Annotated in this window: 7 protein-coding genes; 6 read left to right on the forward strand and 1 reads right to left on the reverse strand. The window is 62.4% G+C overall.

The window, feature by feature from the left end; translation table 11 throughout:
* Positions 1-68: 68 nt before the first annotated feature.
* Positions 69-1,358 (reverse strand): glycosyltransferase, encoded by a 1,290-nt coding sequence (locus tag ACFZPT_RS16610; RefSeq protein WP_034113241.1) that lies wholly within the window; start codon positions 1,356-1,358, stop codon positions 69-71.
* A 159-nt stretch (positions 1,359-1,517) separates the two neighbouring features.
* On the opposite strand from ACFZPT_RS16610, the gene tpx reads away from it, so the two are divergent.
* From tpx to ACFZPT_RS16640, 6 genes are all read left to right on the forward strand, one after another.
* Positions 1,518-2,018 (forward strand): thiol peroxidase, encoded by a 501-nt coding sequence (gene tpx / locus ACFZPT_RS16615; RefSeq protein WP_034097142.1) that lies wholly within the window; start codon positions 1,518-1,520, stop codon positions 2,016-2,018.
* Positions 2,019-2,252: 234 nt separating this feature from the next.
* Entirely contained in the window at positions 2,253-3,551 is a 1,299-nt protein-coding gene (locus tag ACFZPT_RS16620; protein WP_034113243.1) for an MdtA/MuxA family multidrug efflux RND transporter periplasmic adaptor subunit, read from the forward strand.
* Positions 3,548-6,649, forward strand: a complete 3,102-nt coding sequence (locus ACFZPT_RS16625) for an MdtB/MuxB family multidrug efflux RND transporter permease subunit (RefSeq protein ID WP_034113245.1) — start codon at positions 3,548-3,550, stop codon at positions 6,647-6,649. The genes ACFZPT_RS16620 and ACFZPT_RS16625 overlap by 4 nt, the downstream gene beginning before the upstream one ends.
* Positions 6,646-9,753 (forward strand): efflux RND transporter permease subunit, encoded by a 3,108-nt coding sequence (locus ACFZPT_RS16630; protein ID WP_034113247.1) that lies wholly within the window; start codon positions 6,646-6,648, stop codon positions 9,751-9,753. The genes ACFZPT_RS16625 and ACFZPT_RS16630 overlap by 4 nt, the downstream gene beginning before the upstream one ends.
* Positions 9,750-11,201: an efflux transporter outer membrane subunit gene (locus ACFZPT_RS16635; RefSeq protein ID WP_034113249.1), complete on the forward strand. Its 1,452-nt coding sequence runs from the start codon at positions 9,750-9,752 to the stop codon at positions 11,199-11,201. Before ACFZPT_RS16630 ends, ACFZPT_RS16635 begins: the two co-directional genes overlap by 4 nt.
* 172 nt (positions 11,202-11,373) lie before the next feature.
* Positions 11,374-13,470 carry a bifunctional diguanylate cyclase/phosphodiesterase gene (locus ACFZPT_RS16640; RefSeq protein ID WP_034113251.1) on the forward strand — a complete coding sequence of 699 codons (2,097 nt, stop codon included), beginning with the start codon at positions 11,374-11,376 and terminating at the stop codon, positions 13,468-13,470.
* The last annotated feature ends 6 nt before the right edge of the window (positions 13,471-13,476 follow it).

Genomic DNA, 13,476 nt, shown 5'->3' on the forward strand with positions numbered 1-13,476 from the left:
CCGTCGCTTTATTGTGGTTGCTGCGTAGGATAATGCCCCCTGGCGCACCTCCTCGCCAACGTCTGTGTTTACCCGTTGCGGTTTTTCGCCTCGATCCACTGCGCCATGTACTGGGTACTCTTGTGGGCGTGGTGGCGCAACATGCTGCCGGTGAAGTTATCTCGGCGATGGGCCGTGAGGCGGCTGCGGCACTGTTGCAGGCACTCGATCAGCGCCGGGCCGTGGATCTGTTGGGCGTAACGCCGAGCCAGCAGGTGGCGCCCGTGTTCCTGTGCCTTCGTCCAACGGTCGCGGTCCTGATACAACGCCACGGCGGCAGCGGCCAGAGCCTCGGCATCGGCCGCGATGGCTCCCGGCCAGGGCTGTTCATCGCCCATGGCTTCGGCGCCGATCGGTGTGGTGACATTCGGCGTGCCGCACAGCATGGCATCGGCCAGCTTGCCCTTGATTCCGGCGCCAAAGCGCAACGGCGCCAAGCAGATACGCGCGGCGCTCATCACGCGCAGGGCATCCTCGGCCCAGTTCATGACATGAAAGCCCTGAGCCGGGTTGTGCAGGGCAGTGGCCTTGGGCGGCGTATAGGCCCCGTAGATATGCAGCTGGGCCCCTGGCAATTGCTGGCGGATGCGTGGCCACAGGCTGTTCTTCATCCACAGCACCGCATCCCAGTTGGGCGCATGGCGGAAGTTGCCGATGCTGAGGAAGTGTGCACGCTCTTCAAACGACGCAAACGCCTCGCTCGGCGGCGTCAGCATCAGCGGGCACCAGTGGAGCAAGGCGGCCGGCACCTTGAATTGTTCGGTGAGCAGGCGGATTTCCACATCGGAAATCATCAGGCTGATATCACAACGGTAAATTGCTGCGATCTCGCGCTTGGCCAGGTCGGTGTTGGCCATGTGCTGGAATTCTTCGGTCAAGGCCGGGGCGAACAGCGCGGTGAAGTCATCGCTATCGGGCTCGATTTTGAGGTGTTCCTTTAGGCGCTGATGGCGGGCGTCGCGCAGGCTTTGCAGGTCGGAGGTTTCCAGCACGCGCAGGGCATTCGGGCAGTGTTTTTCGACGCGCCAACCGAACTGTTCTTCCATCATGAAACGGTCGAACAGCACGATATCCGGGGCCAGTTCGCGGACAAAGTCATCGAAACTGCTGTTATTCAGCTCGATGGCGCACTCGGCGATACCCAGCGCCGCCAGGTCGGCCTTATGTTCGCCGAGCGCGGCGGGGCTGCTGAAGGTGATGTCCCAACCTTGTGTCAGAAAAGTTTCGAGAATCTGCATCATATGCCCGCCCGCGGCCGAGGAGCGCGGCTCCGGCCAGACGTAACCAATGACCAGGACTCGGGTAGCAGGCGGCTTCATCGACAACGGTTTCCTTGCAGGGCAGGGCGAAAGGCGCGCAATTAAACCACAACCGGCGACATGACAATTTGTGTCTGGCGGTAGGTGGTCATCGTACTTTGTGGTTAACTTCCGCCTCTCGCATTCGTTTAAACCAAACCCAGCATAAGGATTCCGTTCATGGCTCAAGTCACCCTCAAAGGCAACCCTGTCCAGGTTGAAGGCGAACTGCCGAAAGTTGGCGCCAAGGCCCACGACTTCACCCTGACCGCCGGCGATCTGTCGGACGCAACCCTGGCGACCTACGCCGGCAAGCGCAAAGTGCTGAATATCTTCCCAAGCGTCGACACCCCAACCTGCGCCACTTCGGTGCGTAAGTTCAACGCTCAGGCCAGCTCGCTGAACAACGCCGTGGTGCTGTGCATCTCCACCGACCTGCCATTCGCCCAGGCGCGCTTCTGCGGTGCCGAAGGCCTGGAAAACGTGAAAAGCCTGTCGGACTTCCGTGATTCGGATTTCGCGGTTGATTACGGTGTTTCCATCGCCGACGGCCCGCTCAAAGGCTTGACCGCCCGCGCGGTGGTCGTGCTGGACGAGAACGACACCGTGCTGCACAGCGAGCTGGTATCGGAAATCGGCCAGGAGCCGAACTACGAAGCTGCCCTGGCAGTATTGAAGTAACTGTTTCGGCGCATTGCTGTCGTTTTGCAGTAACACGCTTGATACATGATTGCGGCCTGGCCTAGTCCAGGCCGTTTTCATTTGTGCTTCAAATGCTTAGCTGGAATAGGCCGATGGACTAAGATCCTCAAGTCACATGTTGTAAGCCCAAGGTAAATAGCCGGTAAAGGCGCTTTTCTAAATGCGCCCCAGTGCTTATCTTTCAGCCTCCCAAAGAAGAAGCTCTCGCGCCCAATGGTTGATCACTCCATGCAATCCTCCCCCCGTCACTCCCGTCGCTGGCTGTTTGGCCTGCTTGTGCTGCTGGTTATCGCCGGCCTGTGCTGGAAATTCTGGCCAAGCGGCGCGGCCCATAAAGACGCACCGGCCGGGCACACCGGCAAAACCGGTATGGCGCGCCCGGGCTTCGGCGGCTCTACCGGTCCGGTGCCGGTGCGTGTGGCGCCGGTGGTGCAGGGGGAATTCCCGGTCTACTACAAGGCGCTGGGCACGGTTACCGCGCTCAATACCATCAATGTGCGCAGCCGAGTGGGCGGGGAGCTGGTGAAAATAGCCTTTGAAGAAGGGCAAATGGTCAAGGCCGGCGATCTGCTCGCCGAGATCGACCCGCGCAGCTACCAGAACGCCTTGCTCCAAGCCCAGGGCACCTTGCTGCAGAACCAGGCCCAGTTGAAGAACGCCCAGGTCGACGTGCAGCGCTATCGTGACCTGTATGCCCAGGACAGCATCGCCAAACAGACCCTGGACACCGCCGAAGCGCTGGTCCTGCAATACCAGGGCACGGTCAAGACAAACCAGGGTGCGGTGGATGACGCCAAGCTCAACCTCGAATTCACCAAGATCCGCGCGCCCATCAGTGGCCGTGTGGGCTTGCGCCAGCTCGATGTGGGTAACCTGGTGGCGGCCAACGACACCACCGCCCTGGCTGTGATCACCCAGACCCAGCCGATCAGCGTGGCCTTCACCTTGCCGGAAAACACCCTGGACACGGTCCTGACCCGTTACCACGCCGGCAATAAATTGCCTGTGGAAGCCTGGGACCGTGGCGATGCGAAAATTCAGGCCACCGGCGTACTGCAAAGCCTGGATAACCAGATCGACGTCACCACGGGCACCCTGAAATTCAAGGCGCGCTTCGATAACAAGGACCAGGCGCTGTTCCCCAACCAGTTCGTCAATGTGCACCTGCTGGCCGACACTTTGCACAACGTGGTGCTCGCGCCCTCGGCGGCCATTCAGTTCGGCAACAACGGCACCTTCGTCTACAAGCTCGATGGCGACAAGAAGGTTAAGGTCCAGCCGTTGGTGGTGGGCGACTCCGACGGCGACAACACTGTGATCAAGCAGGGCCTGGTCGCCGGCGACCGGGTGGTGCTGGAAGGCACCGACCGCCTCAAGGACGGCAGTGAAGTGGACGTGGTCAACGACAGCAGCGAAGTGCCGACCACGCCGACCGAACACCTGCAAGGCAAGCCTGCGGCCAAAGGGGAGACCGGCAGCACCGCCGGCAAGGCGCAAAAGGTCGGTTCATGAACCTGTCGCGGCTGTTTATTCTTCGCCCGGTCGCTACCACCCTGAGCATGCTGGCCATTGTCCTGGCCGGCATCATTGCGTACCGCTTGCTGCCGGTGTCGGCCTTGCCCCAGGTGGACTACCCGACCATCCGCGTAATGACCCTGTACCCCGGCGCCAGCCCGGATGTGATGACCAGCGCGGTCACCGCGCCCCTGGAGCGCCAGTTCGGGCAAATGCCCGGCCTGACCCAGATGGCCTCCACCAGCTCCGGCGGCGCCTCGGTGCTGACCCTGCGCTTCAACCTCGACATCAATATGGACGTGGCCGAGCAACAGGTGCAGGCCGCGATCAACGCCGCCACCAACCTGCTGCCCAAGGACCTGCCGGCGCCGCCGGTGTACAACAAGGTCAACCCGGCGGACACCCCGGTACTGACCCTGGCCATCACCTCCAAGACCATGCTGCTGCCCAAGCTCAATGACCTGGTCGATACGCGCATGGCGCAGAAAATCGCGCAGATCAGCGGCGTCGGCATGGTCAGCATCGCCGGCGGTCAGCGCCAGGCCGTGCGCATCAAGGTCAACCCCGAGGCCCTGGCGGCCAATGGTTTGAACCTCTCGGACGTGCGCACCTTGATCGCCGCGTCCAACGTCAACCAGCCCAAGGGCAACTTCGACGGCCCCACGCGGGTTTCGATGCTCGATGCCAACGACCAGTTAGTCTCGCCCCAGCAATACGCCGAACTGATCCTGGCCTACAACAATGGCGCGCCGCTGCGTCTCAAGGACGTTGCGCAGATCGTCGACGGCGCCGAGAACGAGCGCCTGGCCGCCTGGGCCAACCAGAACCAGGCCGTGCTGCTCAATATCCAGCGCCAGCCGGGTGCCAACGTGATCGAGGTGGTCGACCGCATCAAGGCGCTGCTGCCGAGTATCACCGATAACCTACCGGCCGGCCTCGACGTCACCGTGCTCACCGACCGCACCCAGACCATCCGCGCGTCGGTCAAGGACGTGCAGCACGAACTGCTGATCGCCATTGCCCTGGTGGTGATGGTGACATTCCTGTTCCTGCGGCGTGTCAGTGCCACGATCATCCCGTCCATCGCCGTGCCGCTGTCCCTGGTGGGCACCTTCGGCGTGATGTACCTGGCGGGCTTCTCCATCAACAACCTGACGCTGATGGCCCTGACCATTGCCACCGGCTTCGTGGTGGACGATGCCATCGTGATGCTGGAGAACATTTCCCGCTATATCGAGGAGGGCGAAACGCCCCTCGCCGCCGCGCTCAAGGGCGCCAAGCAGATCGGTTTCACTCTGATTTCCCTGACGCTGTCGCTGATCGCGGTGCTGATCCCGCTGCTGTTCATGGCCGATGTGGTTGGGCGCTTGTTCCGCGAGTTCGCCATCACCCTGGCGGTGGCGATCCTGATTTCCCTGGTGGTGTCCCTGACTCTCACGCCGATGATGTGCGCGCGCCTGCTCAAGCGTGAGCCCAAGGAAGAAGAACAGGGCCGTTTCTATAAGGCCAGCGGCGCCTGGATCGACTGGTTGATCGAAGGCTACGGGCGCAAGTTGCAATGGGTGCTCAAGCACCAACCGCTGACCCTGCTGGTGGCCATCGCCACCCTCGGCCTGACCGTGGTGCTGTACCTGGTGGTGCCCAAGGGGTTTTTCCCGGTGCAGGACACCGGCGTGATCCAGGGCATTTCCGAAGCGCCCCAGTCGATTTCCTTTGCGGCGATGAGCCAGCGTCAGCAGGAGTTGGCCAAGATCATCCTCGCCGACCCGGCGGTGGAAAGCCTGTCGTCCTATATCGGCGTGGATGGCGACAACGCCACACTCAACAGCGGCCGCTTGCTGATCAACCTCAAGCCCCACGGCCTGCGCGACCTCAGCGCGGCCCAGGTGATCACGCGTCTGCAACCGCAAATCGACAAGCTGGTGGGCATTCGCTTGTTTATGCAGCCGGTGCAGGACCTGACCATCGAAGACCGCGTCAGTCGCACCCAGTATCAGTTCAGCATGTCATCGCCGGATGCCGAGTTGCTGGCGTTGTGGAGCGACAAACTGGTACACGCCCTCAGCCAGTTGCCGGAACTCACCGATGTGGCCAGCGACCTGCAGGACAAGGGCCTGCAGGTATACCTGGTGATCGACCGCGATGCCGCCTCGCGCCTGGGCGTCAGCGTCTCGAACATCACCGACGCGCTGTATGACGCCTTCGGCCAGCGGCAGATCTCGACCATCTACACCCAGGCCAGCCAGTACCGCGTGGTGTTGCAGGCCCAATCCGGCGAAACCCTCGGGCCGGACGCGCTGAACCAGATCTACGTCAAAACCACCGACGGCGGCCAAGTGCGCTTGTCGAGCCTGGCCAAGGTGGAACAGCGCCAGGCCCAGCTGGCCGTGGCGCACATCGGCCAGTTCCCAGCGGTGATGATGTCGTTCAACCTCGCACCCGGCGTGGCGCTGGGCAAGGGCGTGGAACTGATCAACCAGACGCAGAAAGACATCGGCATGCCGGTGGGCGTGCAGACCCAGTTCCAGGGCGCGGCCCAGGCGTTTGAAGCCTCGTTGTCGAGTACCTTGCTGCTGATCCTGGCGGCGGTGGTCACCATGTACATCGTGTTGGGGGTGCTCTACGAGAGCTACATCCACCCGATCACCATTCTGTCCACGTTGCCCTCTGCGGCGGTTGGGGCTTTGTTGGCGTTGCTGCTCAGCGGCAATGACCTGGGCATGATCGCGATCATCGGCATCATTTTGTTGATCGGTATCGTCAAAAAGAACGCGATCATGATGATCGACTTCGCCCTCGACGCCGAACGCAATCAGGGCCTGGACCCGCAGACCGCGATCTATCAGGCGGCGCTGCTGCGTTTCCGGCCGATCCTGATGACCACCCTGGCCGCGCTGTTCGGCGCCGTGCCGTTGATGCTGGCCAGCGGTTCCGGCGCGGAGCTGCGCCAACCCTTGGGCTTGGTGATGGTCGGCGGGCTGCTGGTCAGCCAGGTGCTGACGCTGTTCACCACCCCGGTGATCTACCTGTATTTCGATCGCCTCGGCCGACGCTGGCGCAAAGAACCCCAGAGCCTGGAGCCGGTTGAGTCATGAACCTGTCCGGACCGTTCATTCGCCGGCCGGTAGCCACCATGCTGCTGAGCCTGGCGATCATGTTGCTCGGCGGAGTGAGCTTCAACCTGCTGCCGGTATCGCCGTTGCCGCAGATCGACTTCCCGGTGATCGTGGTGTCGGCCAGCCTGCCTGGCGCGAGCCCCGAGGTGATGGCGTCCACCGTGGCCACGCCCTTGGAGCGTTCGTTCGGCTCGATTGCCGGCATCACCACCATGAGCAGCAGTTCCAGTCAGGGCTCGACCCGGGTGATTCTGGCCTTCGACTCCGACCGCGATATCAACGGCGCGGCGCGTGAAGTGCAGGCGGCCATCAACGCCTCGCGTAATCTGCTGCCCAGCGGCATGCGCAGCATGCCCACCTACAAGAAGATCAACCCGTCCCAAGCGCCGATCATGGTGCTGTCGCTGACCTCGGACGTGTTGCAGAAGGGCCAGCTCTACGATCTGGCCTCCACCATCTTGTCCCAGAGCCTGTCCCAGGTGCCGGGCGTGGGTGAAGTGCAGATCGGCGGCAGCTCCTTGCCGGCGGTGCGCATTGAACTCGAACCCAAGGCTCTCGATCAGTACGGCGTGGCCCTGGACGATGTGCGCAACACCATCGCCAATGCCAACCAGCGCCGGCCCAAGGGCTCGCTGGAAGACAGCGAGCGCAACTGGCAGATCCAAGCCAACGACCAATTGGAAAAGGCCAAGGACTACGAGCCGCTGCTGATTCGCTACCAGAACGGCGCAGCCTTGCGCCTGGGGGATGTGGCCAAGATCAGCGACGGCGTGGAAGACCGCTACAACAGCGGTTTCTTCAACAACGATGCGGCGGTGTTGCTGGTGATCAACCGCCAGTCCGGGGCCAACATTATCGAGACCGTGCGCCAGATCAAGGCGCAATTACCGGCGTTGCAGGCGGTGCTGCCGTCCAGCGTCAAGCTCAGCCTGGCCATGGACCGCTCGCCGGTGATCACCGCCACCCTGCACGAAGCGGAGATGACCCTGCTGATCGCGGTGGGGCTGGTGATCCTGGTGGTGTACCTGTTCCTCGGCAATTTCCGCGCTTCGCTGATCCCGACCCTGGCGGTGCCGGTGTCGCTGGTGGGCACCTTTGCGGTGATGTACCTGTACGGGTTCTCGTTGAACAACTTCTCGTTGATGGCGTTGATCCTGGCCACTGGCCTGGTGGTGGACGATGCCATCGTGGTGCTGGAGAACATCTCCCGGCACATCGATGAAGGCGTGCCGCCGATGAAGGCGGCGTACCTGGGGGCCCAGGAAGTCGGGTTTACCTTGTTGTCGATGAACGTGTCGCTGGTGGCGGTGTTCCTGTCGATCCTGTTTATGGGCGGGATCGTCACCAACCTGTTCCGCGAGTTTTCCATCACCTTGTCGGCGGCGATCATCGTCTCGCTGGTGGTGTCGTTGACCCTGACGCCGATGCTCTGCGCCCGTTGGCTCAAGCCCCATGTCAAAGGCCATATGACCGGTTTGCAACGCTGGAGCCACAGGATCAACGAGCGCATGGTCGCCGGCTACGCCCGCAGCCTGGACTGGGTGCTGCGCCACCGGCGCCTGACCTTGCTCAGCCTGTTGCTGACCATCGGCGTCAACGTGGCGTTGTATATCGTGGTGCCGAAAACCTTTATGCCGCAGCAGGACACCGGGCAGTTGATCGGCTTTGTGCGCGGCGATGACGGCCTGTCGTTCAGCGTGATGCAGCCGAAGATGGAAATTTTCCGTCAGGCGGTGCTCAAGGACCCGGCGGTGCTCAGCGTCGCCGGCTTTATCGGTGGCAACAACGGCACCAACAACGCGGTGATGCTGGTGCGGCTCAAACCCATCAAAGAGCGCAAAGTCTCGGCCCAGGCGGTGATCGAGCGTCTGCGCAAGAACGTGCCACCGGTGCCGGGCGGGCGCCTGTTCCTGATGGCCGACCAGGACCTGCAATTCGGCGGCAGCCGCGACCAGACCAGCGCACAGTATTCCTACATCCTGCAAAGCGGCGACCTGGCCGCGTTGCGTCTGTGGTACCCGAAAGTGGTTGCCGCATTGCGTGAATTACCGGAGCTGACCGCCATCGACGCGCGCGAAGGCCGTGGTGCGGCGCAAGTGACACTGATCGTCGACCGTGATCAGGCCAAGCGCCTGGGTATCGACATGAACATGGTCACGGGGGTGCTGAACAACGCCTACAGTCAGCGGCAGATTTCCACGATCTACGACAGCCTCAACCAGTACCAGGTGGTGATGGAGGTCAACCCCAAATATGCCCAAGATCCGATCACCCTGAACCAGATGCAGGTGATTACGGCCGACGGTGCGCGGGTGCCGTTGTCCACCATCGCCCATTACGAAAACAGCCTGGCGGACGACCGCGTCAGTCATGAGGGCCAGTTTGCCTCGGAAAACATTGCGTTCGACATCGCCCCCGGGTTCACGGTAGAGCAGGGTACGGCCGCCATTGAGCGGGCGATCGCCAAGGTGGGGCTGCCGGAAGATGTGATTGCCAAAATGGCCGGCACCGCCGATGCCTTTGCGGCGACGCAGAAGGGTCAACCCTTCATGATTCTTGGCGCGCTGGTGGCGGTCTATTTGGTGCTGGGGATTCTGTACGAAAGCTATATTCACCCGTTGACCATCCTGTCGACCTTGCCCTCGGCTGGCGTCGGCGCGCTGCTGTCGATCTACCTGCTGGGCGGCGAATTCAGCCTCATCTCGTTATTGGGGCTGTTTCTGCTGATCGGGGTGGTGAAGAAAAACGCGATCCTGATGATCGACCTGGCGCTGCAACTGGAACGCCATGACGGCATGAGCCCGCTGGAATCGATCCGCAGCGCCTGCCTGTTGCGCCTGCGGCCGATCCTGATGACCACCCTGGCGGCGATTCTCGGTGCTTTGCCGTTGCTGCTCGGCGCCGGCGACGGTGCGGAAATGCGCCAACCGTTGGGCCTTACCATCATTGGCGGCCTGGTGTTCAGCCAGATCCTGACTCTTTACACCACCCCGGTGGTTTACCTTTACCTCGACCGCGCGCGCCATCGCTTCAATGCCTGGCGCGGCGTGCGGACCGATGCCGCCCTGGACACTGCGCTATGACCGATTCAACCCACGCCCCCCAAAAACTGTTGGCAGCGGCACTCTGCGGTCTGATGCTCAGCGCTTGCGCCATTGGCCCGGATTACCAGCGCCCGGAGGTCATCGAGCCCGCGCAGTTCAAGCAAGCCCAAGGCTGGCGTCAGGCCACGCCGAGCGACGCGCTGGCCCGCGGCGCCTGGTGGGAATTGTATGGCGACCGTCAGCTCAACGACTTGGTCGCGCGGCTCAATAATGCCAACCAGACCGTGGCTCAGGCCGAGGCACGTTTTCGCCAGGCCCAGGCGTTGGTGCGCAGCTCGCGCGGTGCGTTCTACCCCAGCGTCGACCTCAGCGTGGGCAAGACCCGCGCCAGCCAGGGCACCGGCAGCAGCAGTGCCAGCCTCAGCAGTTCCAGCAGCGGCATCCGCGACACCCTCAACGCGCAATTGGGCGTGAGCTGGGAGGCGGATGTCTGGGGCAAGTTGCGTCGTGGCCTGGAGGCCAACGAGGCCAGCGCCGAAGCCAGCTCGGCGGACCTGGCCGCGATGCGCCTGAGCCAGCAATCGGAACTGGTACAAAGCTACCTGCAACTGCGGGTGATGGATGAACAGACGCGGCTGTTGCAAGCCACCCTGGACACCTATCAACGCTCCCTGCAAATGACCGAAAACCAGTATCGCGCTGGCGTGTCCGGCAAGGACGCGGTGGCCCAGGCGCAAACCCAGCTCAAGACCACCCAGGCCAGCCTGATCGACCTGATCTGGCAGCGCGCCCAACTGGAAAACGCCATTGCGGTGCTGATCGGCGAGGCGCCGGCCAACTTCAGCCTGGCGGTGAGCAAGGACATTCCGCAGCTGCCACAGATCCCGGTAGGCCTGCCGTCGCAGCTGTTGGAGCGCCGCCCGGACATTGCTTCGGCCGAGCGCGCGGTGATCGCCGCCAATGCCAATATCGGCGTGGCCAAGGCCGCGTACTACCCGGACCTGACCCTGAGCCTGGCCGGTGGCTATTCCAGCAGCACTTATGCCGACTGGATCAGCCTGCCCAACCGCTTCTGGTCAGTGGGGCCGAAACTGGCCATGACCCTGTTCGACGGTGGCCAGCGCTCGGCGGAGGTCGACCGCACCGTGGCGTCCTACGACGAAACCGTGGCCAAGTACCGCCAGACCGTACTGGACGGTTTCCGCGAAGTGGAAAACTACATGGTGCAACTCAAGGTGCTGGAGGACGAAGCGGCGGTCAGCAACGAAGCATTGGCGGCGGCGCGCGAGTCGCTGCGCCTGACCGAGAACCAGTACAAAGCGGGGCTGATAGCCTACCTGGACGTGGTCACCGTACAGGCCACCGCCCTGAGCAACGAACGCAGCGTGTTGACCTTGCTGCAATCGCGCCTGGTCGCCAGTGTGCAACTGATCGCCGCCTTGGGCGGGGGCTGGGACGGGCAAACCCAAATCAGCGCCAACAACTAGAAGAGTGCGGGCGTGCAAGCGCTCGATGGCGATGTTGAGCCGGTGGATTGACGTCAAAAAGCCCATGATGGCCTTGTGATAATTATTCAACTGCCGCCGAATATTTATCGCTACAATCCGCCGCTTTGCCACTCGGTACGGGCGTTCCAGCTCGTAGCTCGCGAGACTCAGCATGCTTATCGGTAGCTATACCCCTTCGTTGGTCGTGATCTCGCTGTTCGTTGCGATTCTGGCTTCCTACACCGCACTCGACCTGGCCGGCCGCATCGCGACCGCCCAGGGACGGGCCGTCTACCTGTGGATAGTCGGAGGCGCGTTGGCGATGGGGGTGGGGGTGTGGTCGATGCACTTTATCGGCATGCTCGCGTTGCGCTTGCCGTTTGCCCTGGGGTTCGATGTGGGCATCACTGCGTTGTCGCTGTTGATCGCCGTATTGTCCAGCGGCTTTGCCTTGTGGCTGGTCAGCCAGACCCGGTTGCCCGCCTGGCAACTGCTATTCGGCGCGTTGGTGATGGGGGCCGGTATCAGCTGCATGCACTACACCGGCATGGCGGCCATGCGTATGACCCCCGACATCGACTACGACCCCACGTTGTTCGGTGCCTCGTTGATGATCGCCGTGGCGGCGTCGGGCGCGGCCTTGCTGATTGCGTTCAACCTGCGGCGCAACACCCCGCGTGTACGCCTGCTCCGAGGTGGTGCTGCGGTGGTGATGGGCGTTGCCATTGTCGGCATGCACTACACCGCAATGGCGGCCGCCAGCTTTGCCGATGACAGCTACTGCGGCGCCGCCCTGGACGGGTTGAGCGGAAATGGCCTGGATAACTTGGTGCTGGTCACCACCCTGGCAGTGCTGGCCATCGCTTTGCTGACTTCGTTGCTCGACGCGCGCCTGGAAGCCCGCACCGCGGTGCTCGCCGATTCGCTCACTCAGGCCAACCAGGAACTGTCCCACCTGGCCTTGCATGACATGCTCACCGGTCTGCCCAATCGCAGCCTGCTCGCCGACCGCATTCAGCAGGCCATGCAGGCGGTGCAGGAGCAGGGCGGTTGTTTTGCGCTGATGTTTATCGACCTGGATGGCTTCAAACCGGTCAACGATGCCTTTGGTCATCATCTGGGCGACCAATTGCTGCGCGAAGTGGGCTTGCGCCTGCGCGAGGATCTGCGCAGCCACGACACCCTGGCGCGTATCGGTGGTGACGAGTTTGTACTGTTGGTGCAACTGAACCAGCCGGACGATGCCCTCGGCCTGGCCGAGCGCCAGGTACAACTGACCAACAGGGCGTTCCTGGTGGCCGAGCATGAGCTGAAAATCTCCGCCAGCGTCGGTATCGCACTGTTCCCCGGCAACGGCGCCACGCCCCAGGAATTGTTGATGAACGCCGACGCCGCCATGTACCACGCCAAGGGCTTGGGCAAGAACGGCTACAGCTTTTTCGATGTGTCGATGAACACCAACGCGCGCAAGCAACTGCAACTGTTGCAGGACTTGCGCAATGCCGTGGAGCAACAGCAGTTTCGCTTGTACTACCAGCCTAAGTTCGATGCGGCCAGCGGCATTGCGGTGGGCGCCGAGGCGCTATTGCGCTGGGAGCATCCGCAGCAGGGCCTGTTGATGCCGGCGACGTTTATTGAACTGGCGGAGAAAACCGGGCTGATCATCCCCATCGGCGAATGGGTGCTCAATGAAGCTTGCCGCCAGATGCGCCTGTGGTACGTGCAGGGGTATGAAGAATGGCGCATCGCCGTGAATCTTTCTGCGTTGCAGTTCTGCCATGCCGGGCTGGTCAACAGCGTCGCCGCCGCGCTTGAACGCCACCAGTTGCCGGCTAACAGCCTGACCCTGGAAATCACCGAAACCACGGCCATGCGCGATGCCGACGCGAGCATGAAGGTGTTGCAGCAGCTATCGGACATGGGCGTGGACCTGTCCATCGATGATTTCGGCACCGGTTACTCCAGCTTGATGTACCTCAAGCGCTTGCCGGCCAACGAACTTAAAATCGACCGTGGCTTCGTGCGCGATCTGGAGCACGATGGCGACGATGCCGCTATCGTGTCGGCCATCGTCGCCCTCGGCCAGGCCCTTGGGCTGCGCATTGTGGCCGAAGGCGTGGAAACCGATAAACAGCAGGATTTTCTAACGCGCCTGGGTTGTAACTCGCTGCAAGGTTATCTGTTGGGTCTTCCACTGCCGGCCGAGGGTTTTATGGCTAATATCCGCCGCGCCGAAGAGGCGGCCGCTCCTGACAAGGTCAGTGAGTGACGGTTA

The sequence above is a fragment of the Pseudomonas sp. MD330_10 genome (assembly GCF_042610415.1).
In the GTDB taxonomy this organism is placed as follows: Bacteria; Pseudomonadota; Gammaproteobacteria; order Pseudomonadales; family Pseudomonadaceae; genus Aquipseudomonas; species Aquipseudomonas rhodesiae.

What these genes read in the sequence shown, in the direction of transcription:
- ACFZPT_RS16640 (WP_034113251.1), top strand. Translation starts at nt 11,374, where the DNA reads ATGCTTATCGGTAGCTATACCCCTTCGTTGGTCGTGATCTCGCTGTTC.
- tpx (WP_034097142.1), top strand. Translation starts at nt 1,518, where the DNA reads ATGGCTCAAGTCACCCTCAAAGGCAACCCTGTCCAGGTTGAAGGCGAA.
- ACFZPT_RS16610 (WP_034113241.1), bottom strand. Translation starts at nt 1,358, where the DNA reads ATGAAGCCGCCTGCTACCCGAGTCCTGGTCATTGGTTACGTCTGGCCG.
- ACFZPT_RS16635 (WP_034113249.1), top strand. Translation starts at nt 9,750, where the DNA reads ATGACCGATTCAACCCACGCCCCCCAAAAACTGTTGGCAGCGGCACTC.
- ACFZPT_RS16620 (WP_034113243.1), top strand. Translation starts at nt 2,253, where the DNA reads ATGGTTGATCACTCCATGCAATCCTCCCCCCGTCACTCCCGTCGCTGG.
- ACFZPT_RS16630 (WP_034113247.1), top strand. Translation starts at nt 6,646, where the DNA reads ATGAACCTGTCCGGACCGTTCATTCGCCGGCCGGTAGCCACCATGCTG.
- ACFZPT_RS16625 (WP_034113245.1), top strand. Translation starts at nt 3,548, where the DNA reads ATGAACCTGTCGCGGCTGTTTATTCTTCGCCCGGTCGCTACCACCCTG.